The sequence below is a fragment of the Archangium lansingense genome (genome assembly GCF_026626635.1).
GTDB classification, from domain to species: Bacteria; Myxococcota; Myxococcia; order Myxococcales; family Myxococcaceae; genus Archangium; species Archangium lansingense.
Window position 1 is genome coordinate 4267075 of sequence record NZ_JAPNKA010000001.1, and the last position, 25181, is coordinate 4292255.

Below are 25181 nucleotides of genomic sequence, written 5' to 3' on the forward strand. Positions count from 1 at the left end.
CACGAACAGCCCGCCAATGGCTTAGAGTCTCCTCTCATGGAGATGCCCGAGTTCATCGAGGCGCGGCGGCCGCGCTGGCAGCAGCTGGAGTCCTTGCTCGACAAAGCCGAGGGGCGGGGTCTGCGCGCGCTCGAGCTGGAGGAGGCCCGCTCTCTGGGCAAGCTGTACCGCGCCGTCTCCAGCGATCTGCTCTGGGTTCGCGCCCGCAGCGGCTCGGCCGACGTGAGCGAGTACCTCAATGACCTGGTGGGCCGCGCCTACGCCATCACCTACCCGGGTCAGCGCCCGAGGTGGTCGGACGTGTGGGGCTTCGTCGCTCGCGGCTTCCCCGCGCTGATGCGCCAGGAGTGGCGCATGTACGCGGCCTCGCTGCTCCTCTTCCTCGCGGGCCTGGGCTTCGGGTACCTGGGCATGATGGTGGACCCAGACGCGGCCCCCTACCTCGTCCCCGCGGACCACCTGAGCCTGGACCCCCTCGAGCGTGCCGCCAAGGAGGCCGCGGGCGAGGGGATGTCCGCGCAGGAGCAGGCCTCGTTCTCCACCTTCCTCTTCACGCACAACATCGAGGTGGCGTTCCTCGCCTTCGCGCTGGGCATCACCGCGGGCGTGGGCACTGCGCTGATGCTCTTCTTCAACGGCCTGATGCTGGGCGCGCTCGCGCAGGTGTACACGGCCAAGGGCATGGCTGGCTGGTTCTGGGCGTGGATCCTCCCCCACGGCATTCCGGAGATAACGGCCATCTGCATCGCGGGCGCGGCGGGCTTCGTCATCGCCCGGGGACAGGTGGCGCCTCGGGGGCTCCCTCGGGGTATCGCCTTGCGTCAGGAGGCCGTGCGTGCGGTGAAGCTCCTCTTTGGCACGCTTGCCCTCTTCGTGCTCGCGGGCTTCATCGAGGGCACCATCTCGCAGATCCACCCACCGAAGCTGTCGGTGCTCTTCAAGGTGTCCTTCGCTTTGACCGTGGGTGCGGGCGTCTACGCCTATCTGTGCTCGGACTGGATGCGCGGGGCGCGCAGTGCTGCCGCCAGTACGGAGGGTGGCGCCCGGTAGCCAGGGGCGGATGAAGCGTTGGGGATGTGATAGGTTATTTCCGCCCCCCATGGACAGCAGCGACAAGACGGATCCTTCTCCGCCGAGGCCTCCCGCTGGGACCGCGCAGCAGGGCACGCTCATCGCGGGCCGATTCACCCTCGAGCATCTGGCTGGACGCGGAGGTATGGGCTCGGTCTACCGCGCCAGCGATTCCACCACGGGCCGGCCCGTGGCCCTCAAGCTGCTGCATGCCGCCACGTCGCCCGAGACGACCCATCGCTTCCATCGCGAGGCCGTGCTGCTCGCGGGGCTGAGCCACCCCGGCATCGTTTCCTACGTCGCGCATGGTTCCCTCGAGAGCGGCCAGCACTACCTGGCCATGGAGTGGCTCGAGGGGGAGGATCTGGCGCAACGCCTGCTGCGCGAGCCCCTGCGTCTGCCCGAGGTGGTGTCACTGCTGCGCTGCGCCGCCGAGGCGCTGAGCGTGGCCCACCAGCACGGCATCGTTCACCGCGACCTCAAGCCCTCCAACCTCTTCCTTCGCGGGGGCAAGCCCGAGGACGTGGTGGTGCTGGACTTTGGACTGGCCCGGCAGGCTGAGCCCTCGTTGATGGGCGTGACAGGCACTGGCGCGGTGGTGGGCACTCCGGGCTACATGGCGCCGGAGCAGGCCTCCAGCGAGCTGGAGATTCCGCCCGCCTCCGACATCTTCTCGCTGGGCTGCGTGCTGTACGAGTGCCTCACGGGCCGGCCTCCCTTCGCGGCTCCGCACTTCGCCGCCGTGCTGGCCAAGATTCTCTTCGCCGAGCCCGCTCGCCTGTACGCGCTGCGCCCCGGTCTTCCCTCGGCACTCCAGGTGCTGGTGGACCGGATGTTGGTCAAGGATCCGAAGCGGCGGCTGTCCGATGCCGACAGCCTGCTGAAGGCGCTCGCGGAGCTGGAGCCGGTGCCGGAGGTGCTGCTTCCTCACGCCGAGACGGACCAGCGCCCCGTCAGTCTGGAAGGGGCCGAGCAGCAGCTCGCCAGCGTCTTGATGGTGTCCCACCACCCCGTGGCCCGCGAAGCGGAGACGGTGGATTTGCATTGGGGGGGCGAGCAGCGGGACACGTTGCGCGCGGAGCTCTCGGCCTACGGCGCCCGGGTGGAGCTGCTGGCGGGTGGTTCGCTGGTGGCCACGCTGGTGCCCGAGCGCGGCTCCGCGACGGACCAGGCAGCGCTGGCGGCGCGCTGTGCCCTCACCTTCAAGGAGCGCTGGCCCGAGGCCGCGGTGGTGCTGACCACGGGCCTGGGCGTTTTCAACGAGCGGCTGCCGGTGGGCGAGGCCATGGACAGGGCGGGGCGGCTGCTGCGCCAGCTCGAGCAGATGCCTTCGTCCTCCTCCGTGGTGATGGACGATGTCACGGCGGGCCTGCTCGGGCCGGGCTTCCAGCTCTCGCGCCTGGACTCGGGCGCTTTCCTGCTGCAAGGCGAGCACCTGGGTGCTGATGCCTCGCGTCCGCTGCTGGGCAAGCCCACTCCATGCGTGGGCCGAGAGCAGGAGCTTGCCCTGCTGGAGTTCTCGCTCAACGCCTGCATCGAGGAGCCCGCGGCCCGGGCGATGCTGGTGACGGCACCGGCCGGAGTGGGCAAGTCGCGGCTGCGCCACGAGTTCCTGCGACGGCTGGAGCGGCGGGAGCAACAGCCGCTGGTGCTGCTGGGGCGCGGAGACCCGATGAGCGCGGGGGCCTCGTACGGCTTGTTGGGCCAGGCGTTGCGGCAGCTCTGCGGAATCGTCGAGGGCGAGAGCCTGGAGACGCGCCGCATGCGGCTGCGCCAGCGAGTGGCCCTGCACCTGCCCTCGGAGGAGTCCCGGGAGGTGGTGGAGTTCCTCGGGGAGTTGTGCGCCGTACCCTTCCCCGAGGGGGACAGCCCCCGGCTGCAGGCGGCGCGCAGCGATCCATTTCTGATGAGCACGCAGGTGGGCCGGGCCCTGGTGGCCTTCCTGACGGCGGAGTGCGCCCATCAGCCGGTGTTGCTGATGCTGGAGGATCTGCACTGGAGTGACGCGCTCACCGTGATGCTGGTGGACGAGGCCCTGCGAGCACTGGTCGAGCAGCCCTTCATGGTGCTGGCGTTGGCACGGCCGGAGGTGAAGGAGCTCTTCCCCGGGCTGTGGTCTCGCCGCTTGCAGGAGGTGCCGCTCAATGGTCTGAGCCGCAAAGCGGGCGCGAAGCTGGTGCGGGAAGTGCTGGGATCCGAGGTGCCCGAGGACGTGGTGCGCAGGGTGGTGGAGCAGTCGGACGGCAACGCGCTCTTCCTGGAAGAGCTCATCCGCATGGAGTCCGAGGGGAGAGGGGAGGGGGCTCCGGAGACGGTGCTCGCGGTGCTCCAGGCGCGCCTGACGCGGATGGAGCCTGGGCTTCGGCAGGTGCTGCTGGCGGGCAGCGTCTTCGGCCGCAACTTCTGGCCGGGGGGCGTGGCGGCCCTGGTGGGGCAGAGCGTGGGGGAGACGCTGGAGCGCTACCTGCAACTGCTCGTGGAGCAGGAGCTCATCGAGCCGCTGTCCGATGGGCGCTTCCGCGGTGTGCCCGAGTACCGCTTCCATCACGCCTTGCTGGGCGATGCAGCCTACGGCCTGGTGCCCGATAGCCATCGGCCGGTATGCCACCGGCTGGCGGGCGAGTGGCTGGAGCACGTGGGGGAGCCGGATCCGCTGGAGCTCGCCACGCACTACCAGCTCGGCCAACAGCCTCAGCGCGCCGTCCACTTCTACACCCGGGCCGCCGAGCGGCTCCTGGAGCGGTACGACCTCCAGGGAATGGGCCGGTGCGTGGAGTCGGCCCTGGCTTGTGGTGGTGACGGCAAGGCCCTCATCCCGCTGCGTGCGCTCCAGGCCACGGTGGCTTTCTGGGAGGAGGACTTCACGGGCTGCTACGAGCTGGGCCGTGCGGTCCTGCCCGAGATGCGGGCGGGGAGTGCCTCGTGGTGCAAGCTGATGTGTGGGCTGATCGGCGGAGGCGCCCAGAGCGGGAGGCAGGAGTACGTGGCCGAGCTGGCCCTGCTCCTCATGCGCACCACGCCGGACGCGGAGGCCATGGCGGCGTACACCGAGGCGCTCTCCTTCCTCTCCAACATCACCATCTGGTGTGGCGCGCGCGAGCTGGCCTCCAACTTCCGGGCTCGCATGGTCGACGTGGGAGACGGAACCCGCGATGGGCTGGCGCTGGGCTGGATGTGCTGCACGCATGGCTTCTTCGAGTACTTCTTCGAGCCCATGCCGTGGCAGGCCTTCGACCGGGCGGAGCGGGGCACTCACGCGTTCCGGGAGGTGGGGGCGGAGTTCAGCTCGGTCGCGACGCACGGCGTCGGGGGACTGGCGCTCGTGGCACTGGGAGAGACGGCCAGGGGCGTGACGCTGCTGCGCGAGGGCCTGTCCATCGCCCGGCGGCAGGATCGGCAGAAGTACCCCATCGGCTATGCCCGGCTCCACCTGGCCCTGGTGCTGGCCGATGGAGCCGAGGCGGCCTGGCGGGACGAGGCAGAGGCGCTGGCTCTCGAGGGCCGGAAGGAGGCGACGCCCAACTATCTGCACCAGGGACAGACCCTGCTGGTGCTGGCGAAGGTCGCGGCCGGCCGTGGCCAGCAGCGGGAGGCGGAGACGCTGGTGCTCGAGGCCTGCGAGCTGCTGGTGCCGTTCCCAACCTACCTGCTCTTTGCCCGAAGGTTCCTGGGCTCCCTGTTGCTCGCCCAGGGGCGTGCGGGCGAGGCCCGGCAAGTGGCGGAGCGGGGACTCGAGGAGTTGGCGCGGATGGGCGGCGCGGGTGTGCATGCCGTGGGGATGCACCTGGCGCTGGCGGAGGCCTGCTTCCTGATGGGTGATGACAGCGTGGGGGAGGCGGCCCTTCGCGAGGCTTCGCGGTGCGTGCGGATTCGCGCCCAGGACATCCCCCATCCCGCTGCCCGCGAGCGCTTCCTGAGCCAGGTGCCCGAGAATGCCCGGGCCCTCGAACTGGCCCGCCGACGCTGGGGCGAAGCCGCTGCGTAGCCGCGGTTCCCGGGCGGGCTGTGGTATTTTCATGACCTGTCCGAGGGGCCTCACGCACCCTCGGGGGTGATTCGCAGCCGGTCATCGGGGGCCCGACGTACACCATGGATAGTGACAAGACGGCTCCAACTCCGCCGGGCTCCACACCTGGGCCTCACTCGCGGGGGATGCTCATCGCCGGCCGTTTCGCCATCGAGGACCTGGCTGGGCGCGGAGGCATGGGCACTGTCTACCGAGCCAGGGACCGCTCCACGGGCCAGACCGTGGCCCTCAAACTGTTGCATGCCCTCACGTCCCAGCAGGCGGCCATGCGCTTCAATCGCGAGGCCGTGCTGCTCGCTGGACTGAACCACCCTGGCATTGTCTCCTACGTGGCGCATGGCACCGCGGATGGGGAGCAGCCCTTCCTGGCCATGGAGTGGCTCGAGGGGGAGGACCTGGCACGGCGTCTGATCCGCCAGCCGCTGAGCGTGTCCGAGACCTTGTTGTTGCTGCGCCGCGCCACCGAGGCTCTGACGGCGGCCCACCGGCAGGGCATCGTCCACCGTGACATCAAACCCTCCAACCTCTTCCTGCGGGCGAGCCGTCCCGAGGACGCGGTGGTGTTGGACTTCGGACTGGCGCGGCAAGCCGTCCCCTCGTTGCTGGGCGTGACGGGCATTGGCACGGTGGTGGGCACCCCGGGCTACATGGCACCGGAGCAGGCCTCGAGCCAGCCGGAGATTCCCCCTGCCGCGGACATCTTCTCGCTGGGTTGTGTGCTGTACGAGTGCCTCACGGGCAAGCCGCCCTTCGAGGCTCCGCACTTCGCCGCCGCACTGGCCAAGATTCTCTTCGCCGAGCCGGCTCCGCTACACACGCTACGCCCCGGCCTGCCCTCGGGACTGCAGGTGCTGGTGGACCGGATGCTGGCCAAGGACCCGAAGTGGCGGCTGCCCGATGCCGACAACCTGTTGAAGGCCATCGGGGCGCTGGAGTCGGTGCCCGAGCTGCTGGTGCCGAGAATCGAGACGGAGCTGCGCCTCCACTCCATGGCGGGCGCCGAGCAGAAGCTCGTCAGCGTCCTGCTGGCGTCCTTTGGCTCCGTGGCCCTGAATGAGGAGACGCCGGATTGGGACTCTGGCGTCGCCCTGCGCGACTCGTTGCGCACGACGCTCTCGGCATACGGGGCCCGGGTGGAGCTGCTGGCGGACGGCTCGCTGGTGGCCACGCTGGTGCCCGAGCGCGGCACCGCGACGGACCAGGCGGCGCTGGCGGCGCGCTGTGCCCTCACCTTCAAGGAGCGCTGGCCGGAGGCCTCGGTGGTGCTGACCACGGGCCTGGGCGTGTTCAACGAGCGGCTGCCGGTGGGCGAGGCCATGGACAGGGCGGGGCGGCTGCTGCGCCAGTTGGAGCGCATGCCCGCGTCCTCCTCCGTGGTGCTCGACGAGGTGACCGCGGGCCTGCTCGGGCCAGGCTTCCAGTTGTCACGTCTCGACTCGGGCGCCTTCCTGCTGCAAGGCGAGCAGCAGGGGGCCGATGCCTCGCGTCCGCTGCTGGGCAAGCCCACGCCGTGCGTGGGCCGGGAGCAGGAGCTGGCCCTGCTGGATTTCTCGCTCAACGCCACCATCGAGGAGCCCGCGGCGAGGGCCCTGCTGGTGACGGCTCCGGCCGGAGCCGGCAAGTCGCGGCTGCGCCACGAGTTCCTCCGACGGCTGGAGCAGCGCGAGCAGAAGCCGCTGGTGCTGCATGGGCGCGGAGACCCGATGAGCGCGGGAGCCTCGTACGGCTTGCTGGGCCAGGCGCTGAGACAGCTCTGCGGAATCGTCGAGGGCGAGAGCCTGGAGACGCGCCGGGTGCGGCTGTACCAGCGTGTGGCCCTGCATCTGCCAAAGGTGGTGGCGAGGGAGGTCGCGGAGCTCCTGGGTGAGCTGTGCGCCGTGCCCTTCCCCGATGAGGGCCGACTCCAACTGCAGGCGGCGCGGAGCGATCCGCTGTTGATGAGCACGCAGGTAGGCCGGGCCCTGCTGGCCTTCCTGGAAGCCGAGTGCTCCCGCCAGCCGGTGCTGCTGGTGCTGGAGGACCTGCACTGGAGTGACGCGCTCACCGTGAAGCTGGTGGACGAGGCGCTGCGGGCGTTGGCCGAGCAGCCCTTCATGGTGCTGGCGTTGGCGCGGCCGGAGGTGAAGGAGCTCTTCCCCGGGCTGTGGTCTCGCCGTCTGCAGGAACTGCCGCTCAACGGGCTGAGCCGTAGGGCGGGTGCGAAGCTGGTGCGGGAGGTACTGGGACCCGAGGTACCCGAGGAAGTGGTGCGCAAGGTGGTGGAGCTGTCGGATGGCAACGCGCTCTTCCTGGAAGAGCTCATCCGCATGGCGACCGAGGCGCGAGGGGAGAAGGCGCCAGATACGGTGCTGGCGGTGCTCCAGGTGCGCCTGATGCGGATGGAGCCGGGCGCCCGGCAGGTGCTGCTCGCGGCCAGCGTCTTCGGCCGCACCTTCTGGCGGGGAGGCGTGGCGTCCCTGCTGGAGCCCCTGGTGGGCGAGGTGCTGGAGCGCCACCTGCGGCAGCTCGTGGAGCAGGAGCTCATCGAGCCGCAGGAGGGTGGACGCTTCGCCGGGGCGGGCGAGTATCGCTTCCGACACGCACTGGTGAGAGATGCCGCCTACGGCCTCGTGCCGGACACGCTCCGGCCCACGGGTCATCGGCTGGCGGGCGAGTGGCTGGAGCGCATGGGAGATCCGGATCCGCTGGAACTCGCCACGCACTTCCAGATTGGCCAGCAGCCGCAGCGGGCCCTCCCTTTCTATCTCCAGGCAGCCGAGCGGTTCCTGAAGCGGCATGATCTGACCGGTCTGTTGAAGTGCGCGAATGGGGCCCTGGCCTGCGGTTTCGGCGGCGAGGCCCCCAACTGAGCACTGGCCAGCCAGCGCTGGTTTTCAGAACAGTGGTAACGCGCCAACGATTGTGAGGGATTGTCTGAGGGGCCGGCGTGCGCACGGATGTGAATGGTCTGGGCATGCTGCTCTGGAGGCGCAGCGTCTGTAGGCTATACGCCGTCAAGGCCCGCCCCGGGGACAGCTCTGCCGCGAGAGGGCCACTGGCTAGCGTTATGGTGCGATGCGATTCCGAGTGGGTCGCATCGGGGGCGGGGTGCGCTACGGCATCATCAGCAGCAACATTCACCAGCAATCTTTTCATTGGAGAGACTTCGATGCTGAACCTTTCGAGCGTTCTCGATGAGTTGACTGAAGAGCAGATGGATCGCGTCCTCGAGTTCAAGGCCGGCTGGGGGAAGTCGCACAGCAAGAGCAAGAGTAAGTGCAAGAGCAAAAGCAAGAGTAAGAGCAAGAGTAAGAGCAAGAGCCACACCTGTAGGTCTCACAGGTAGAGCGGGTTGAAGAACAGGATTTAGCCCTGGCGCACCACGCCCCTGTCTCGATCATGACTCAGCAACGTCTCTATGTGTTTCCGGAGTACTTCGAGCTCCACCCCTGGAGTGAGGGCGAGGGCTCGAGTCTCCTCGGTGGCTCGGAAGCGAGCACCCGTGCAAGGAGCGGCGAGCGCTTCATGGTGGTGGACACGCGCGATCACCAGCACTGCTATCTGGTCAACCCGGTCATCAAGAGCTACCTGGAGCTGTTCAGGAAGCCGCGGGCGGAGGCGGAGGCGCTGGAGGAGCTGGCGCGCCAGGCAGGGTGTCCGCCGGAGGCCATCGCCGCCACGGTGCGGACCTTCTTCCAGCGCATGCGGCGCGCCGGCCTGCTGCGCTCCGCGGGGGCGGACCACCGGGAGGAGTCCACCTGGGCGCTCACCCCCGGGCAGGTGCTCGGTGAGTACCGCGTCGGAGAGCTGATCGTGGAGAAGCCAGACGTGGCGCTCCATCTCGCGCGGCAGGTGGGCACCGGGATGCTCGTGGTGCTCAAGGTCTTCATCCTGCGGGGGCCCAGGGCGAGCGATGAGCGCAAGCTCTTCGAGCGGGAGTTCTCCCTCATGGCCGGGCTGGCCCCGCATGAGAACGTCTGCCGCCTGCTGGCCTTCCACCCCGGGGAGCCCTGTTACGCCGCGCTGGAGTACGCTGGCAGCACTCCGATACGTCACTCCATGGCGGAGGCCTTCCTGCCCCTGCCGGAGCGAGTGCGCATCGGCGCCGAGGCGCTCGCCGCGCTCGCCCACTTGCACCGCCACGGCCTGCTGCACGGCGATGTCCACTCCCGCAACTTCATGCTGACGGACGAGCACCGGGTGAAGCTCATCGACTTCGGCCTCTCGCGGCGCAGCGGCGACGCCTCGGAGGAGGCCTCCGTCCCCCACGGCGGCCTTCCCACCTTCATGCCCCCCGAGCGCATCGAGCCCGGCTCGCTCCGCATCAGCAGCCGCCCGGGTGACATGCGCTCGGAGGTGTTCCAGCTGGGAGTGTTGCTCCACGAAATCCTCACGGGCCACGAGCCCTTCTCCAAGGGGGTGCTGTGGAGGACTCTGGCGCAGGCCATCTGCGGCCAGCCCGCCCCCCGCGTGGTGCGGACTCCCGAGGGCGAGCGCATCCCGGAGTCCCTCGCCGACGTCATCGGGCGCGCCCTCGCCAAGGCCCCGGAGGAGCGCTTCCCTGGCGCCGTGGAGATGCTGGAGGCCTGGCGTGCGGCCCAGCGGCGCGGCGCGCGGCCCGCCCGGGCCGGGGAGCGTGTCAGCCCATGAGCCTCGGGGGATGGTTGCGCCGGGCCCGCCTGAAGGTGGACCCGCAGCTGAGGAGCAATGACTGCGGAATCAGCGCGGTGAAGACGCTCTGCGAGCGGCTCGGGGTACCCATGAGCCGCGAGACCATTGCCGCCGCCCTCCCTCTGGACGTCGAGGGGCTGCGCCTCGACAGCCTCAAGGCGTTTCTCCGGGAGCACGGCTTCGGGGTGCGCACGCAGCCGCTGGATGTCAGCGATGCCGCAGGGCTGGAGAAGAAGCTGGGCGAGCTCGCCCCGTGTCTGGCCACGGTACGCGTGCAGGCCACCGGACGGCTGCACTACGTGGTGGTCGACGGGGTGGAGCGGGGGCGGCTGCGCATCCTCAACCCCACACACGGGCAGGTGGAGCGCTGGACGGTGGCTGACTTCGTCCGGCGCGCGCACACCGTCCAGGTGCCCTTGACGGAGGAGCTGTGGCACGGCCGCATCCGGGGCCAGGTGATGGAGGAGCTGGAGAAGTACGGGCTCCAGCTGGACACTCCTCCCAGCGAGGCCGAAGTGGCGGCGCTGTACAACAAGCTGCTCTACTTCAGCTACGTGAAGCAGAACTTCGGGTTGAAGGACGAGGCGGCCGAGCGGGCCTTCCTCGCCGACCTGGTTCACCACCAGCAGCTCTCGTCCGTTCCCCAGCGCTTCCGCGCGGTGGCGGGCAGTGAGGAGAAGCGGATGCTGGCGGCGCCCGTGGTGCTCGTGGTGCGGCCGCCGGCCTCGAGGGCGGAGCGGCAGGTGCCTGACGAGCCGCCGGCCCATCCGCTCCGGCGGCTGTTGAAGGAAGCCGGTGCGATGCGCGGTATCTGGTACCTCTTCCTCGTGGCCGCCGTGCTCTCGTCCGCGACGACGCACACCGCCGTCTTCGTCAACCAGTTGCTCGTTGACGAGGTCATCCCTCAGTTCGACTTCGGAGTGCTGGCCACCTTCATCCTGGGCCTGGGACTCTTCAAGCTCTTCGACCTTCTCATGTGGGTGTACACCCGGTACGTGTCGGTGCACCTGGGATTGGCGCTGGACCGCTACTTCCTGCTGCGCTTCGGGGATCGGATGCTGACGGGGAGCATCCAGTACCTGCGCTCCTTCACGCGGGGGGACCTGCTCGAGCGCATCAGCGACAGCCTCAAGCTCAAGAGCTTCTTCACCAGCTACTTCTCACGAATCGTCGTCAACGCCTGTGTCTCGCTCAACGCGCTCGTCGTGCTGTTCGTGCTCAACTGGCAGGCCGCCGCGCTCGTGCTGCTGACCCTGCTGCTGTTGGGTGCTCTCCTCGTGGGGGTGACGCCGGTGCTGCGGCGGCTGGAGAGCGAGCGCTTCCGGAACAAGGCCGACCTGCTCTCCTGCATGGTGGAAGGGCTGGAGGGGGTGCAGCCCATCCGGGCCTTCAACCTGGAGGCGCACTTCAGCGCGCAGCTGGGGACTCAGGCGGGGCGCTACCTGGAGACGCAGCGCAAGGGGAAGCTGCTCGACCTCTCCAGCACCGCGGCCGTCTCCTTCGTCACCACGACCGCCTCGATGCTGCTCATCCTGCTGTGCGCCCGGGGGCTGATTGCCCAGCAGACGGTCACGCTCGGACAGCTCCTCACCTTCATCGCCCTGTCGTCGAAGATCTTCTCCTCCTTCACCACGCTGCTCGAGGAGAACCTCTCGCTGCAGGAGAACCTCGTGATTCTCAGGCGCTACTTCGACTTCGGCGAGTGCGTAGCCAGCCGCGCCCCGCGCGCGCCGGAGGAGGACGTGCGGGTGGAGGTGCTGGAGGCGCGGGGGCTCACCTACCGCTACCCCTCGGGCCTGGCTGTCCTGGAGGGAGTGGACCTGACGCTGCGCAAGGGGGAGAAGGTGCTCCTGATGGGGGCCAACGGGAGCGGGAAGTCCACCCTGGTGCGAGTGCTGGCCGGGCTCCAGCAGCCCTCCGGTGGGACGGTGTTGGTCAACGACGTCGCGCGAGAGCTCCTCGGCGAGCGGGCGCTGCGGCGGCGGGTGTTGCTGGTCTCGGCGGAGGACACCCTCTTCAACGAGACGCTGCGCTTCAACATCACCTTCGGCCGGAACCACAGCACGCGGCGCATCGTGGAGCTGGCGAAGCGAATCGGCTTCTATGACTGCATCGTCCAGCACCCGGACCACCTGGAGCGGCTCATCGATGAAGGGGGGCGAAACCTGTCCACCGGCCAGCGGCGCAAGGTGCTGGTGTTGCGCGCCCTGCTCTCGGAGGCGGACGTGCTCATCTTCGACGAGATCTTCCGGGGAATCGACCAGGAGTCGAAGGCCGCCATCGCCAGGCTGCTGGGGGAGATTGGCGATCGGGCAATGCTCTTCATCTCGCACGAGTCCGTGGAGGGGCTGCACTTGAGCCGCAAGGTCCTGCTGAGCGGCGGGCGCATCCAGGAGGCGGGTGGGGAGGGGGCGGCGGACGGCACGCCGGCCCGGGAGGTGGCATGGGCGGCCTCGGCCATATAAGGAGAATATTCGCCCTGCTCGTGGGGGGCTTCGCCATCGGGGTGGTGCTCTTCGCGACGGTGCAGGTGAATGCCGTCGTGCGCGTCCGCGAGGGGGAGGTGCTCTCCTACCGGCCCCGCTCCGTCCACAAGGCGCCGTACGAGGTGCGGGTGGTGACCCAGTACGTCCGCGAGGGGGACGCGGTGCAGGAGGGCCAGCCCCTGCTGCTCCTGGACAACGAAGAGGTCGACGCCGCCGCGCGAAAGGCGGAGGCGGACTACCGGGCCCTGGAGGAGGAGCTGCGGACGGTGGTGGAGCAGATGGACAATGCGGGCGAGCGGGCCGTGCGCCACCGCCGCCTGCTCGCCATCCTGCGGCAGAAACACGGGGTGGAGGACGCCCAGGCCCGCGAGAGCCTCGGCTCGTTCTCCCGCCAGCTGGAGCTCGCCCGGGAGAAGCTGGAGCTGGCGGAGGTGAAGGCGGAGCGCAGCCGCGGGCTGCAGGAGCGAGGGCTGCTCTCGAAGGAGGAGCACGAGGCGGACTACCGCGGCGTCCTGGAGGCGAGGAGCGCCGCCGCCGAGCTGCAGAGGCTTCGACGGGAGCAAGAGGCAGCGGGGCTGAAGCTGGGGGACACCTACCGCGGTGAGCTCACACGCATCGAGCTGGAGCTCCTCGGAGCGGAGGCGGCGCGGCTCTCGCTGCTCGAGCGCGCCAACAAGCTGCGGAGGGAGCTGGAGAAGCAGCGCGAGGAGAAGGAGCTGCGCGGCCTGCTCGCGGCCAGGCGGGAGGTGCGGGCGGACATCCGCGGCACCATCCGCTACGTCTACAATACGAAGGCGAGCAGCGATCGGATCCTCGCGGGAGAAATCCTGGTCGAGGTGGCTCCCGTGCTGGAGGAGGGGAGCGCGCTGTATGCGAAGTTCAAGCTGACGCAGGACGAGGTGAAGCGGGTGCTGTCAGGCCAGCCGGCGCACCTCAAGGTGGACGCGTTTCATTTCCATCGGTACGGGGTGCTCAAGGGGCGCGTCCGCTACGTGTCCCCACCGAACGATGCGAATGAGTTCTTCGCCGTCGTGGACCTGCCCCCTCCACACCCCTTCGAGGTCCGCCCGGGCTACAAGGTGCGAGGCGAGATTGTCACCGGGCGGCTGCGGCTCTACGAGTTCGTCCTGGCGAAGCTCTTCGACCGCTTCGAGGGGGAGCGGGCAGGGCCGGAGGGGGCCCAGGGCTCGCAGCGTCCGCCGGCCGGCCAGAGCGGCGCTTCAGGACCCGGGCAATGAGCTCCCGTCGAGTCAACCTGACAACCCGGGCCTACAGCACGCCGCGCGCCTTGATGTCGAGGTAGCGGTTGACGGCGGCGAGGCTGAGCTCATCCGGCTGCACGTCGAGCATCTGCACGCCGCCAGCGCTCACCTTGGCCTTGAGGGACTCGCGGTCCGTGAGCAGCTCGCTGGCCACGGCCTGCTGGAAGGCCTGCTCGGGCCCGGCGGGCTCGGTGCGCAGCAGGGCCGCCAGCGCGGTGTCTCGCACGGACAGGCACAGGGGCACGTGCCGCCGCGCCAGCCGGTGCAGGGGCGCTACCATGGTGGAGGCCTGCTCCTCGTCGAGGAAGTCCGTGAACACGCACAGCAGGCTGCGCCGGGTGAGGCGCACGTTCAGCTCCTTGAAGAGCGCCAGGTAGTCCACGTACGTGAGGCTCGGCGTGGTGGAGTAGAGCGTGTCCAGGATCTTCCGGTACTGCAGCCGTCCCGCTGCCGGAGGCAGGTACGCCTTCACCCCGTCCGCGAACACGGCCAGCCCCACGCGGTCCCCGTTGCGCACCGCCACGAAGGCCAGGAAGAGCGCCGCGTTGACGGCATGGTCCAGCTTGGTGAGCCCATCCACCTGCGCCGCCATGGAGCGGCCGGCGTCCACGCAGATGAGGATGGACTGCGAGCGCTCGGACTCCATGACTCGGGTCACCGGCCTGGTCCGCCGAGCGGTGGCCTTCCAGTCCACCTCGCGCACCGAGTCACCCTGCGCATAGTCCCGAAGCCGTGCGAACTCGCTGCCCCGGCCGTCCCGGCGAAGCTGCCGCAGACCCAGGTTCACCAGGTCCAACGCCGCGCCGGACAACAGCAGGCGGCTGGCGCCTCGCAGGTCCGGGAACACCGACACGTTCTGCGCCGCGGGGAAGTGCCGCTCGTGGAAGACGAGCCCCAGCGGTCCACGCACCCGCACGTGCACGTCCCCGAAGGCGAACTTGCCGCGCTTGGAGGGCGACACCCGGTACACCCAGCGCGTCTGGCTGTCTGGGGACAGGTGCAGCGGGGCCTCCTCGGGCGTGGCGGTGAAGGACTCGGGCACGTCGTCTCGCACGCGCACGTCCACCGCCTGGCCACCCCGGTGCACCAGCAGCAGCTCCACCTTGTTGGGCGCGCCCACGGACAGGCGGGCCGGCAGCTTCCGGCTCACCTCCAGGCGCACCCGGCGGGCCATCAGGTAGTCCAACCCCGCCAGGGCCAGGGCGGCCACATCCAGCACCAGCACCGCGCCGCCGAGGCCCGGGAAGAATCCCGCCGCCATCATCGGCACGGCCAGCAGGCACAGCAGCACCCACAGGCGCCCGGTGGGAATCACCGGGGGACCTCGACGGACTGCACCACCTCGCGCAGCACGTCCGAGGGCGTGGCCCCGTCCAGCTCCGCGTCCGGCGACAGCAGCAGGCGGTGCTTCAGCACGGGCCCGGCCAGGAAGCGCACGTCATCCGGCGTGACGAAGCCCCGGCCGCGCAGCGCCGCCAGCGTCTTCGAGGCCAGCAACAGGTGCACGCCCGCACGAGGCCCCGCGCCCAGGCGGATGCGGCTAGAGGTCCGCGTGGCCGCCACCAGCTTGCGCACGTACGAGAGCACCGGTGGCTCCACCGTCACCTCGTTGAGCGCCGTCCGCGCTGCCAGCAGCCCCTCCTTCGTCACCGCAGGCCCCACGCCCGCGCGCGCCAGGTCTCCCGAATCGAAGCCCCGGTGCACCGACTCGAGGATGGCATCCTCCTCCTCGGGGGCGGGGTAGCCCACGTCGATCTTCAGGAGGAAGCGGTCGAGCTGCGCCTCGGGCAGCGGGTAGGTGCCCTCGGACTCCACCGGGTTCTGCGTGGCGAACACCGTGAAGAGGGGCGAGAGGGGCATGTTCCGGCCCTCCAGCGACACGCCGCGCTCCTGCATGGCCTCCAGCAGCGCGGACTGCGTCTTGGCGGGAGCGCGGTTGATCTCATCCGCCAGCAGCAGGTCCGTGAAGATGGGGCCGCGCACCAGCACGAAGGACTGGCTCTTCAGGTCGAAGATGCTGGTGCCCAGGATGTCGGCGGGCATCAGGTCCGGGGTGAACTGAATCCGCTTGAAGTCCGCGCTGACGCCGCGGGCGAGCGCCTTGGCCATCAGCGTCTTGGCCACGCCGGGCACGCCCTCCAGCAGCACGTGGCCACCGGCGATGAGGCCCACGAGCATCAGCTCGAGCGGCTCGTCCTGGCCGACGACGGCCTTGCGCACCTCGGAGAGCACACCCTCGCGGATGGCATGGGCGGCGGCCACGGCGTTTCCGGCGGCGGGGTTGGGGGCGAAGGTGGAAGTCATGACTCCTCGGGTGTGGAAGCAGCGAGCGCGCGTGGAGCCCGCCCGGAAGGATGGATGCGCTGGCGCAACACCGCGGCGCGGGTGGCCAGTTGTTTCAGCTCGTTCTCACCGGACACCGTCTCGGCGTTGCGGACCACGGCTTTCAGGCCATTGGCCAGGTCCTGCCGCCCGCGTGCGGCCAGGCCCTCGGCGACGGACTTCGCGGGGGCGTGGGCGGGCAGGCCGGCGTGCAGGGCCAGCTCCTGGGTGAGGCCTCGGGTGATGAGGCTGGCGGCGAAGCCGTGGTGGCGGCCCTCGCGGTACAGGCGGCTCATGGCGAAGAGGGCGTCCGTGGCGCCTACGCGCATGGACTCGGGCGGCGCGCGCGGCCGGCCGAAGCGCTTCAGGGCCACGGCCCACAGGCACAACCCCAGCAGCAGCTGCGCCACCGCGAAGTGCAGGCCGTAGCGGCGGGCGAAGTCCACCACCGAGCGCTCATTGGTGAAGCCGTGGTGATGTTCGTCGAACTCGTAGGGGCCCGGGCCCAGGGCGCTCAGGGCGCTCAGCCAGAACTGCGCGTTGTCCGCGCGCGCGAGCGCCTCGTTCATCGCCAGCTCCGGCGCGCCCACCACCAGCACCTTGCCCGCGCCATAGGGCACCACCGCCGCTGCCGTCATGTGCAGCGCCTCGTCCTCCAGCACCGGAACCGCACCTTCCGCGGGCAGCTTCAGGTAGGCCTGCACCTTCGCCTCCACGCGCGCCACGCCCAGGGTGTACGGGGAGGAGAGCGGCGGGACGAGCGTGCGCATGGGCAGCGACGTGTCCGCCTTGAAGAGCTTCACGCCGAGCGCGTCCAGCAGCGGGTTCTCCCTGGAGCCCCACGGCACATAGACGAGCGTGTTGCCGGCCTTCACATGCTCCAGCAGCTTCTCCGTCTCCTTTTCGCGCAGCTCGGGGACGTGCAGCCGGTTGAAGCCGTGGCGGGGCACATCCTCGTCCTCCAGCCCCTCCTCGCGCCCGGTGGCGAGTGCTGTCTGGTCGGGGTCATCCTCGCGGGCGTCCTCCACCTCCACCGCGAGCAGCACCGGAGCGCCGGTGCCTTTCTGGAGGATTTGGAAGTCCGCGGTCCGCCGGACGACGGGCAAGCCACTCTCCTCGAGGAGCAGGAAGAGACCGCGGGCCCCATCCGGTTGGGCGCGCCAGGTGGAGAGCGTGTCGGCGAAGCCACCCCGGGCCGCGCCACGCACCAGCCACGTGCCGAGCACGGCGGTGACGAGCAGTCCGCCCACCACGAGCAGCGGGAAACGATCACGCACTGGCGGCCTCCGAGTGAGCGGGGGTGGCGGTCAGCATGGGGGCGCACAGCCTGCGGAAGGCCCGGTAGCCGTCGGCACCCACCGGCAGGTTGCCGTACCAGGCGAAGTCGAAGCGCAGCGTCAGCTCGCGGAAGGAGGGCAACCACTCGCGGCGGCTGCGGAATTGGCGCAGGTAGTCCCAGTTGCTCAACGTGGTGTCGTAGTGGATGACGCCCTCGCGGTGCAGGCGAGAGAGCAGCGCGAGGTACAGGTTGCGCACCGCTTCGCGGTACTCGCCCCGGGCGGCCAGCTCGTCGGCGAGGTGGGCCCAGCCCTCGGGAGGGCGGGAGAGGGCGTTCATTGGATCCGCCGCCAGGGTGGACGCGTCCTGCGTGCTCACCTCCAGCCGCGAGTCCTCGCCGTCCTTCACCTTGCCGAGCGCGCGCAGCAGCACCAGCACGAGCACCACCAACACCCCGGCGATGAGGACCACCACGAGCACGTTGGCCACCCCCTGGCCGCTGGCGCCCGTGAAGTTGGAGGGCCGGGAGGAGGGCTCTTGCTCCGAGCGGCGGAAGAGCTCCTCGAGCCACTTCCCCAACCAATCGAGGAACTGCTGCCAGAGGCCGGGGGACTGATCCTCGGGCGCATTCTCCTCCTTGGGCGCCTCGGGCTCGGGCACCTGGAACTCGGGCCGCGCGAGGATGTCCTGGGCTCGTGCCTGGGCCGCCCGCGCGTCCGCCTGCTGCTTCTCCAACTCCGCCGTCTGGGTGGCCAGGGTGATGCCCTGCTCGAGCCGGTCCAGGGCACCGCAGTCCTCGTTCTCCAGGACGTCCTTCTCCACATCGCGCACGAGCCGCTGGAACTTGACGGTCTCGGCCGGGCTCAGCGCCTCGAGCGCCTGCTGCCAGCCCTGCGTGGCGTGTGTATCCAGGTCGCAGTACCCGGCCAGCTCCTGGAAGCTCTGCTCCGTGTCCGCGCGGGACGGGGGATTCGCTGACGGCTGGGCCTGGGCGGGCGTGGCCAGGAAGCAGGTTCCCACCAGGGCGAGAAGGACGAGCGCCGCGCCCGGTGCCGAGAGGCGTGAGCCCGGAGTCCGAGAGGGGAGCTGCTGCACCGCGGCCATCAAATCCAGGCCCTCCTGGCGCACCCGCCCGTCCACCAGCAGCAGCGTGGCAATGGCGGCGCGCAGGGGCTCGAAGAGGGTGAAGGTGACGGCCGCGAGGAAGACGACCCAGGCGGCGTTGTCCAGGGAGGCGAAGCGCTCGGCGAAGGTGAGGTCGATGCCGATCAGCTTACGGCCGATGTACAGCAGGGCATTGGCCGCGATGTGGAGGTTGAAGAAGGCCAGGAACTGCACCAGCAGCAGGATGCGCACGCCGGTGGCGCTGCCTCGCGCGGGGCCGAGCATCCGCGTGCACAGCCCGTACAGGCCCAGGGGGCTGCCACGGCCCTGCAAGGTGACGGCGTAGCCCACCAGGTGCGCGGACAGGAAGAAGAAGGCGAAGCCCAGCGAGAGGCTGAGCGTCAGCAGGTTGAAGGTGAAGAGGTACGCCACCGTGCTCAGGAGGCTGGGGGCGCGGGCCAGCGCGGCGCGCATCGAGGCCCAGGCCGTGGGCTCTCCAGCGCCCTGCCCGAGCACCAGCTCCTGCACGTGGTGGCAGGCGGCACCCTGAAAGAGGCCTCGAGCGAGCCAGGCCAGGGTGAACCACAGGGCGGGCAGGGCCAGGGAGCGGCGGTGGGTGATCGCGTCCGTCAGGTGTATCAAGGCCGCGGTGACGAGCGCCCCGCCGGGCAGGGTGAGGGCCCACACGCCGGAGCTGCGCACGCACACGCGCAGGCTCGCATCCAGGATGGCCACCGCCCCACGGGGGCGCAGTTCGAGCGCGGAGACGGCCATGTCAGAGCCCCGATGCCATGTTCGCGAGGAGCAGGACGCCGCCATAGACGACGGCGGCCCCAAGGAGGGCCAGCAGCACGTGGCCCACGGTCCAATCCCGGCGCTCGGCGGGCCCGTCCAGCGCCTTCAGGCGCTTCTCGAGGCAGCTGGCGCACCGGTTGATGCCCTCGAACTGCGTGGTGCATTCGCGGCAGATGACGCGGCGGCACTCCACGCAGATGCCGAGCCCGGTGCGTTCCGGGTGGTAGTGGCAGCGGCCCGAGCCCTGAATCATGGGCCCAGCCTACGCAATCCCGGGCCGCCCGTACCAGCGGCGCGGAGGGCTACTTCACCGGGAAGTAGCCGACGGTGGTGGCGACCTCCTGGCCCTCGGGGGTCAGGATGTAGTCGAGGAAGGCCTGGGTGGTACCGGAGGCCTCCCTGGGCAGATAGAAGAAGAGTCGGCGTGAGAGCGGATAGGTGCCGTTCTGGATGTTCTGCGCGGAGGGTGCGACGGCCTCGCTCTGGGCGTCCTTCTTCACCTTCAATTCCTTGACTCCCCGGGCGTAGGCGAAGCCGCCGTAGCCGATGCCGTTGCGCTCCTGGGCCACCGCGTTCACTACCGCCGCGGTGCCGGGCAGCGTCAGGGCCCGCGGGGTGAAGTCCTCCCCTCCGAGCACCTCGTCCTTCACGAAGACATAAGTGCCCGAGGAGTTCTCCCGCGAATAGACGACGATGGGCGCGTCGTTGCCGCCCACGTCCTTCCAGCGGGTGAGGTCGCCCAGGTAGATGGCCTTGAGCTGTTCGATGGTGAGCGTCTCCACCGGGTTGCTCTCATGGACATAGAAGGTGATGCCATCCAGGGCCACGGCGAGCTCCACCGGGCCGGAGGGGTGGTGCTGCTGGACCTTCTGCCGCTCGGCATCCTTGATGGGGCGGCTGGACATGGCGATGTCGGTGGTGCCGTTGATGAGCGCCGCGAGGCCCGTGCCCGAGCCGCCGCCCGTCACCTGAATCTTCACCTCCGGGTGCGTCTTCATGAACCGCTCGGCCCAGCGCTGGCCGAGGAGGACCATGGTGTCCGAGCCCTTCACCGTCACGGTGCCCTGGAGGCCCGGCGCTGAGGTGTCCTGGGTGCCCCCGTCGGCGCCCTCGGACCCAGAGGGCCGCCTGCAACCGGAGACCAGGGCGAGGAGCGCGAGGGCGAGGAGTGAGCAGTACCGCACTTTCATGGCAGGCGAGGATACACGGTGGCTCGCTTCCCTGGTGGGCACGAGAGCGGGGGTCCGCCCGGCTCCATTCGCTTGTCACCTTTCCGGGGGGCTTCCATGTTCCCGGGTACAGGTGTGAGGTGCACGACGATGCGAGGGACGCACGGCGGTGGCTCCGGGTTCATGAGGCTCTTCGGGGTGGGGCTGGCGGTGGCGGGTCCGCTCCTGGGGGTAGGGAGCGCGAGGGCCCAGGGGGTGGGTGAGGGAGCGTTGGCCTGCTTCCAGCGGGCGGAGCGCGAGGTGTCGCTCACCGAGGAGCAGGCGCTGCGGCTGTGCCGGGGCTCGTGGTCGGTGGGTCCCGCCGAGTGCTACAGCGCCAGCCAGGCTCCGGCGACGTTCTTGAGCACCGAGAACGCCATCGAGCTCTGCCGCTGTGCCACGTCCATCGAGCCGGTGAACTGCTTCCGGCAGGCGGACCACGACACCTTCCTCGACACCATGGAGATCCTCCAACTCTGCAGTCCGAGCGTGGCCTATGCGCTGCAAATGGACTGTCAGCCCGGGGAGTGGCCGCGGCGGCCCTATGGCTGGCCCTGATTTTCCTTTGGGGGGTAGGGCGGGTGCTCCGATAGAACCGCCGTTCTCGACGAGACGGAGGAGCACGGCATGGACTTCATCGGACAGCTCTCGCAGCAGCTTGGCGTGGACTCCCAGCAGGCGCAGGGCCTCGCGGGCTCGTTGCTCGGGCTGGTGCGGGGAACCGTGAAGGAGAAGATGGGGCCGGAGGCGGCGGACCAGCTGGGCCAGGCCATTCCCGAGATGCAGGGGTGGCAGCAGCAGGCGGAGGCGCAGACCCAGCAGGCCGCGCAGCCGGAGTCCGGTGGCGGGCTGATGGGGGCACTGGGCGGTCTGGGCGGGCTTCTCGGTGGCCAGGGCCAGTCCTCGGGTGGCGGTGGGCTGATGGGGGCGCTCGGTGGCGCCATGGGTCAGGCGGGCGAGGTGGCGGGGCTCGTGGCGCTGCTGCAGCGCTTCAACCTCGACGCGGGCAAGGCCTCGCTGGTGGCGCCGCTGCTGCTCAACTTTCTCAAGTCCCGGCTCGATCCGAAGCTGGTGAGTGGCATCCTCGCGGTGATGCCGATGCTCACCAACCTGGGCGGTGGTGGCGACACGCCGGGGGGTGGAGGAGCCCAGGGCGGTGGCGGCCTGGGCGGGCTGCTCGGGGGCCTCATCCGCTGAGCCCGATGATTCGTCGCGCGTTCATCCAGGAGCTGGGCGGTGGGCGGATGGAGCCCGAGATGAGGGACGTGCTCGGCGGGCTCCAGGAGCGGGGCATTCCCGCCGAGCTGTTCACCGCCAAGCGGCTCGAACGGCGCCAGCTCCCGTTGGACCGGGAGACCCTGGTGGCGGGGGACGTGCCCTCCGTGCTGGGGGCGCTGGGGCAGCTTGGCCTCGAGCCGCCGCCGACGAATGACTATCCCAGGAGCCTCGAGCCGTTCCTGCACCGGCGCCTCTGGACGAGCACCGTCAGGCGATTGGTCGCCTGCATCGAGGACGGCTCGAGCCCACCGGTGTTCGCCAAACCGCAGGGGCGCAAGAAGCGCTTCACCGGCCACGTGTTCGGTACGCAGGAAGATCTGCTCTACCTCCAGAGGACCTCGCTGAGCACGCCCATCCTGTGCTCGGAGGTGGTGCGGTGGAGGAGCGAGTACCGGGTCTTCGTCATCCGGGGCCGCATCGTGGGTGTCCGTCACTACGCGGGAGACCCGGCCATCCCCGTGGACGAGGCGCAGGTGGAGCGGGCGGTCCGCTCGCTGGAGGAGGCCGGTGAGGGGACCGCGGCCTATGGCGTCGACTTCGGTGTGCTGGAGACGGGCCAGACGGCCCTGATCGAGTGGAACGATGGCTTTGCGTTGGGCTCTTACGGCCTGGACCGGTCGCTCTACACCGAGCTGACCCTCACACGCTGGGAGGAGCTGACCGGGGGGACGCCCTCCCGCTGAAGCCTCCGAAGGAGCCGTAGAGGAATCCGGTGTCCTGCCACCGCGTCTGGACGATGCCGAGCTGCTCGTCGACGTTCACCGCCATGCGGAGCCATCGGGGATTCATGCGTTCTCCTATATCCGGGGGGCCGTGGGGACGATGACGTTCCGTCCGTATTCAGGCGGTGCTCCGAAAAACCTCCTGGGGTTCCAGAAACGAATGGGATGATGGAACCGGACCAGCCATGAGCCAGACACTTGCAGAGCTTCCCGAGCACGCGCGGGCCATCATCGCGGAAGAGGAAGAGCTTCTTGGCCGCGTGCTCGCCTCGGTGGAGGCCGCGAGGCAGCGGAGCGGCGACCGCGCGCAGGCGACGCAGGGCCTGGTGGCCCAGCTCCAGGTGTTGCGCGATGAGGCAGCGACGGCACCCGTGGCCGACCTCCCGCACCTGCTGCACCAGATGAATCAGGCGCGAGCCCTGCTCGAGCGTCAGGAGACGGCCCAATTGCCGGAGGTCAGCGCTCCGTACTTCGCGCACCTGCAAGTGGACGGGCCCGCCGGCATCCGGGACTACCTGCTGGGCCGTACCAGCTTCGCCGACGCCTCCGCCGACGTGCGCATCATCGACTGGCGCTTCGCTCCAGTGGCCCGGGTCTTCTACCGCTACGGGGAAGGGGACTCCTACGAGGAGTGGTTTGGTGAGCGGCTGTCCGAAGGGACCGTCGAGGTGCGACGGCTGGTGGTCATCGAGCGCGGTCGGTTGATCCGCATCCAGTCCGGCACGCTCGTGCTCGTGCGGACTCCGGAGGGCTCCTGGCGGATGCCGGGCTCCGGGCCTTCTTCGCAGCTCGCGGGAGGAACGGGGACGGCGGTGCGTCCGGGCCAGCTCGGAGTGGGGGAGGGGACCTCACGGCGCGAGGGGGTGCTGGATGTCACGGCGCTGCTCGACGCCGAGCAGTTCGAGGCCGTGAGTGTGGCCGCGGACCAGCCGCTGCTCGTCCTGGGGAGCGCGGGCAGCGGGAAGACGACGGTGGCCCTGCACCGGCTCGCGAAGATCGCCTTCGACGACCATGCGCGCTACCCCGAGTCCCGGATGAAGGTCATCGTCCCCGAGGAGGGGCTGGCCCGTCTGTCCCGGCGCCTGCTCGCGCCGCTCGGCTTGGGAAAGGTGTCCGTCGAGACGCTCGACTCCTGGGCGGCCATGGCCGCGCGCATCGCGTTTGGCGCCAAGGCCATCAAGCTGTGGGAGGACCCGCCGCCGCTCGTCTCCAAGCTCAAGCGCCACCCGGCCTTGCGCCGCGCGCTCGCGGCTCGAGTGGGGGTGCTCAAGTCATCCGCCACCACGCTGCCGCGCCTGCGCAAGCGGCTCGCGGAGATTTTCACGGACCGGCGCTTCCTGGAGGGCGTTGTCTCCTACTCGAAGGGCGACCTGCCGCTCACGGCCGTCGACGAGACGGTGCGGCACACGATGCTGCAGATTGCGACGCCGCTCGCGCTCGAGCTGGAGGGGGTGGACCCTGATCGGCTCCAGACGCTCGACGGCAAGTCCCTGGAGAGCGACACACCCGACGAGCTGGCCGGCACGCTGGACCTGGAGGATCTGCCGTTGCTGCTCTTCCTCCGCGCGCAGGGAGGCAACCTGGGCGCCGTGGGACGGCTGGTGCATGTCGTGCTGGACGAGACCGAGGACTTCTCCCTCTTCGAGCTGTTCGTGGTGGGCAAGCTGCTGGGCGAGGCGCGGAGCTGCACGCTGGCGGGTGATGAGATGCAGCAGACCTCGACGAGCTTCGCGGGCTGGCAGGCGGTGCTCTCGGAGCTCGGCATCCGCGACGCGGCGACCTGCCGGCTCCAGGTGGCCTACCGCTGTCCCCGTCCGGTGACCGAGCTGGCGCGCAAGGTGTTGGGCACGCAGAGCACCACGGGGGCTCCGCAGGCCGGCCGCGAGGGCGCGCCCGTGGGCTTCCACCACTTCCCGGACGAGGCCCAGGCTCATCTGTTCATCGGCGAGGCGTTGCGCGACCTGCTGGAGCGCGAGCCCCACGCCTCCGTTGCGGTCATCGCCAGCGGCCCAGATCAGGCGCGAGCCTTCCATCGGGTCGTCGCGGACCAGTCCTGGGCTCGCCTCGTGTTGGAAGGGGACTTCTCCTTCGAGCCTGGCGTGGACGTGACGGACGTGGATAATGTGAAGGGGCTCGAGTTCGACTACGTTGTCATTCCGGACGCGACGGCCCGCCTCTATCCCTCCCATGACGAGGCGCGTCGCCGGTTGCACATCGCCATCACCCGGACTTCCCATCAACTCTGGGTTGTCTCGTCTGGGGTCCGCTCGCCCCTGCTCGCTGAAGATTCGTTTTGAACGAATTTCAACAATTGTGACAAACTGCGGGTAATGATGGAGCGTCGCCCACAGCTGCTCGCACGGCTGTCCAGATGCCGGGGGGAGCACCTGGTTCCCGGGATGTTCCTGGAGGCGGCGATCGCGACGGCGGTGGCTCGGGGCGCGAACCTGGCGGTCGAGCAGGCCCGGCGGCAGATCGCCGATGGCGCGCGGCTGGTGGAGAACTACCGCTACCCGGTGGCCTGGATGTTGGGACTGCTCGACCTCATTGGTCAGGACGCGGTGGCTCGGGGCGGCTCCTACGGCGAGGCCCTCTATCTCACTGGGCGGGAGGCGGGGCTGGCCTACGTCCGAAGCTCCGTGGGCCGGATGCGGGCCATGGTGGCGATGGCGTCCGGGCTGCACCGTACCCTGGAGGGTGTTCCGAATGCGGCCGCCGTGGCGGTCACCTTCGGCGAGCGCTCCTACCGCCGGCTGAGTCCCAGCTCCGGCGAGCTCACCTTCAAGCAGGATCTGATTGGCCTGGGTTGGAACGTGGGCATGGTGGTGGCCAGCACTTCCGCGGCCCTGGCGATGGATCCGAATGCGTTGAAGTTCGAGGCCAGTCCGATCGACGAGGACGCCAGCAGTTTCCTGCTTCGGATCAGCTGGTAGCTTCCTAAGCCTTTCAAAGGTGCAAGGGATTGGGTCAATGTTGAC

The 25181-nt window shown here is 69.7% G+C and carries 17 protein-coding genes and 1 pseudogene; 11 read left to right on the plus strand and 7 right to left on the minus strand.

Translation table 11 applies throughout. The features are described 5' to 3' along the window. Window positions 1-36: 36 nt before the first annotated feature. From OV287_RS17455 to OV287_RS17480, 6 genes are all read left to right on the plus strand, one after another. The gene (locus OV287_RS17455; protein ID WP_267535165.1) at window positions 37-1050 is read left to right on the plus strand and encodes a stage II sporulation protein M; all 1014 of its coding nucleotides are present in this window, start codon (window positions 37-39) and stop codon (window positions 1048-1050) included. Window positions 1051-1099: 49 nt separating this feature from the next. Continuing rightward, window positions 1100-5056 carry a serine/threonine-protein kinase gene (locus OV287_RS17460; protein ID WP_267535166.1) on the plus strand — a complete coding sequence of 1319 codons (3957 nt, stop codon included), beginning with the start codon at window positions 1100-1102 and terminating at the stop codon, window positions 5054-5056. 104 nt (window positions 5057-5160) lie between these two features. Continuing rightward, window positions 5161-7947 carry a serine/threonine-protein kinase gene (locus OV287_RS17465; protein ID WP_267535167.1) on the plus strand — a complete coding sequence of 929 codons (2787 nt, stop codon included), beginning with the start codon at window positions 5161-5163 and terminating at the stop codon, window positions 7945-7947. A gap of 529 nt (window positions 7948-8476) precedes the next feature. Beyond that, window positions 8477-9727 (plus strand): serine/threonine protein kinase, encoded by a 1251-nt coding sequence (locus OV287_RS17470; RefSeq protein ID WP_267535168.1) that lies wholly within the window; start codon window positions 8477-8479, stop codon window positions 9725-9727. Continuing rightward, the gene (locus tag OV287_RS17475) at window positions 9724-12213 is read left to right on the plus strand and encodes an ATP-binding cassette domain-containing protein (protein WP_267535169.1); all 2490 of its coding nucleotides are present in this window, start codon (window positions 9724-9726) and stop codon (window positions 12211-12213) included. The genes OV287_RS17470 and OV287_RS17475 overlap by 4 nt, the downstream gene beginning before the upstream one ends. 20 nt (window positions 12214-12233) lie before the next feature. Then, on the plus strand, window positions 12234-13472 hold the full coding sequence (locus OV287_RS17480) for an HlyD family secretion protein (RefSeq protein WP_267535170.1): 1239 nt from the start codon (window positions 12234-12236) through the stop codon (window positions 13470-13472). Between the two features lie 31 nt (window positions 13473-13503). Here the strand turns inward: OV287_RS17480 and OV287_RS17485 are convergent, their stop codons facing one another. From OV287_RS17485 to OV287_RS17510, 6 genes are read right to left on the minus strand one after another with little or no spacing between them, the layout of a single operon-like run. Next, complete coding sequence (locus tag OV287_RS17485) at window positions 13504-14811, minus strand: DUF58 domain-containing protein (protein ID WP_267535171.1); 1308 nt, start codon at window positions 14809-14811, stop codon at window positions 13504-13506. Then, the gene (locus tag OV287_RS17490; protein ID WP_267535172.1) at window positions 14808-15800 is read right to left on the minus strand and encodes an AAA family ATPase; all 993 of its coding nucleotides are present in this window, start codon (window positions 15798-15800) and stop codon (window positions 14808-14810) included. Before OV287_RS17490 ends, OV287_RS17485 begins: the two co-directional genes overlap by 4 nt. Beyond that, window positions 15797-17095, minus strand: coding sequence for a DUF4350 domain-containing protein (locus OV287_RS17495; protein WP_267535173.1), 1299 nt, complete (start codon window positions 17093-17095; stop codon window positions 15797-15799). Before OV287_RS17495 ends, OV287_RS17490 begins: the two co-directional genes overlap by 4 nt. Further along, the gene (locus OV287_RS17500) at window positions 17088-18974 is read right to left on the minus strand and encodes a DUF4129 domain-containing protein (protein WP_267535174.1); all 1887 of its coding nucleotides are present in this window, start codon (window positions 18972-18974) and stop codon (window positions 17088-17090) included. Before OV287_RS17500 ends, OV287_RS17495 begins: the two co-directional genes overlap by 8 nt. 1 nt (window position 18975) lies before the next feature. Continuing rightward, a complete protein-coding gene (locus OV287_RS17505; RefSeq protein WP_267535175.1) occupies window positions 18976-19248 on the minus strand; it encodes a hypothetical protein in 273 nt (90 codons plus the stop codon). Between the two features lie 49 nt (window positions 19249-19297). Further along, on the minus strand, window positions 19298-20185 hold the full coding sequence (locus OV287_RS17510) for a phosphate ABC transporter substrate-binding protein (protein ID WP_267535176.1): 888 nt from the start codon (window positions 20183-20185) through the stop codon (window positions 19298-19300). Window positions 20186-20314: 129 nt separating this feature from the next. Between OV287_RS17510 and OV287_RS17515 the strand changes: the two genes are divergently transcribed. From OV287_RS17515 to OV287_RS17525, 3 genes and pseudogenes are all read left to right on the plus strand, one after another. Beyond that, complete coding sequence (locus tag OV287_RS17515; RefSeq protein ID WP_267535177.1) at window positions 20315-20761, plus strand: hypothetical protein; 447 nt, start codon at window positions 20315-20317, stop codon at window positions 20759-20761. Window positions 20762-20827: 66 nt separating this feature from the next. Further along, window positions 20828-21400, plus strand: a pseudogene (locus OV287_RS17520) (DUF2780 domain-containing protein); the annotation flags it as partial. A 5-nt stretch (window positions 21401-21405) separates the two neighbouring features. Then, the gene (locus OV287_RS17525; RefSeq protein ID WP_267535179.1) at window positions 21406-22164 is read left to right on the plus strand and encodes an ATP-grasp domain-containing protein; all 759 of its coding nucleotides are present in this window, start codon (window positions 21406-21408) and stop codon (window positions 22162-22164) included. On the opposite strand, the gene OV287_RS17530 is transcribed toward OV287_RS17525, so the two are convergent. Continuing rightward, a complete protein-coding gene (locus OV287_RS17530) occupies window positions 22121-22270 on the minus strand; it encodes a hypothetical protein (protein ID WP_267535180.1) in 150 nt (49 codons plus the stop codon). The two genes, OV287_RS17525 and OV287_RS17530, sit on opposite strands and share 44 nt — an antisense overlap. A gap of 118 nt (window positions 22271-22388) precedes the next feature. Here OV287_RS17530 and OV287_RS17535 point away from each other — a divergent pair, with 118 nt between their 5' ends. Both OV287_RS17535 and OV287_RS17540 read left to right on the plus strand, forming a co-directional pair. Then, window positions 22389-24500: an ATP-binding domain-containing protein gene (locus OV287_RS17535; protein ID WP_267535181.1), complete on the plus strand. Its 2112-nt coding sequence runs from the start codon at window positions 22389-22391 to the stop codon at window positions 24498-24500. 36 nt (window positions 24501-24536) lie between these two features. Further along, a complete protein-coding gene (locus tag OV287_RS17540) occupies window positions 24537-25136 on the plus strand; it encodes a TIGR02265 family protein (protein WP_267542359.1) in 600 nt (199 codons plus the stop codon). Window positions 25137-25181 lie beyond the last annotated feature (45 nt).

Coding starts and splice junctions, on each gene's coding strand:
- OV287_RS17455 (WP_267535165.1), top strand. CDS start 37: ATGGAGATGCCCGAGTTCATCGAGGCGCGGCGGCCGCGCTGGCAGCAG.
- OV287_RS17515 (WP_267535177.1), top strand. CDS start 20,315: ATGCGAGGGACGCACGGCGGTGGCTCCGGGTTCATGAGGCTCTTCGGG.
- OV287_RS17490 (WP_267535172.1), bottom strand. CDS start 15,800: ATGACTTCCACCTTCGCCCCCAACCCCGCCGCCGGAAACGCCGTGGCC.
- OV287_RS17460 (WP_267535166.1), top strand. CDS start 1,100: ATGGACAGCAGCGACAAGACGGATCCTTCTCCGCCGAGGCCTCCCGCT.
- OV287_RS17510 (WP_267535176.1), bottom strand. CDS start 20,185: ATGAAAGTGCGGTACTGCTCACTCCTCGCCCTCGCGCTCCTCGCCCTG.
- OV287_RS17500 (WP_267535174.1), bottom strand. CDS start 18,974: ATGGCCGTCTCCGCGCTCGAACTGCGCCCCCGTGGGGCGGTGGCCATC.
- OV287_RS17525 (WP_267535179.1), top strand. CDS start 21,406: ATGATTCGTCGCGCGTTCATCCAGGAGCTGGGCGGTGGGCGGATGGAG.
- OV287_RS17465 (WP_267535167.1), top strand. CDS start 5,161: ATGGATAGTGACAAGACGGCTCCAACTCCGCCGGGCTCCACACCTGGG.
- OV287_RS17535 (WP_267535181.1), top strand. CDS start 22,389: ATGAGCCAGACACTTGCAGAGCTTCCCGAGCACGCGCGGGCCATCATC.
- OV287_RS17505 (WP_267535175.1), bottom strand. CDS start 19,248: ATGATTCAGGGCTCGGGCCGCTGCCACTACCACCCGGAACGCACCGGG.
- OV287_RS17540 (WP_267542359.1), top strand. CDS start 24,537: ATGGAGCGTCGCCCACAGCTGCTCGCACGGCTGTCCAGATGCCGGGGG.
- OV287_RS17475 (WP_267535169.1), top strand. CDS start 9,724: ATGAGCCTCGGGGGATGGTTGCGCCGGGCCCGCCTGAAGGTGGACCCG.
- OV287_RS17470 (WP_267535168.1), top strand. CDS start 8,477: ATGACTCAGCAACGTCTCTATGTGTTTCCGGAGTACTTCGAGCTCCAC.
- OV287_RS17530 (WP_267535180.1), bottom strand. CDS start 22,270: ATGAATCCCCGATGGCTCCGCATGGCGGTGAACGTCGACGAGCAGCTC.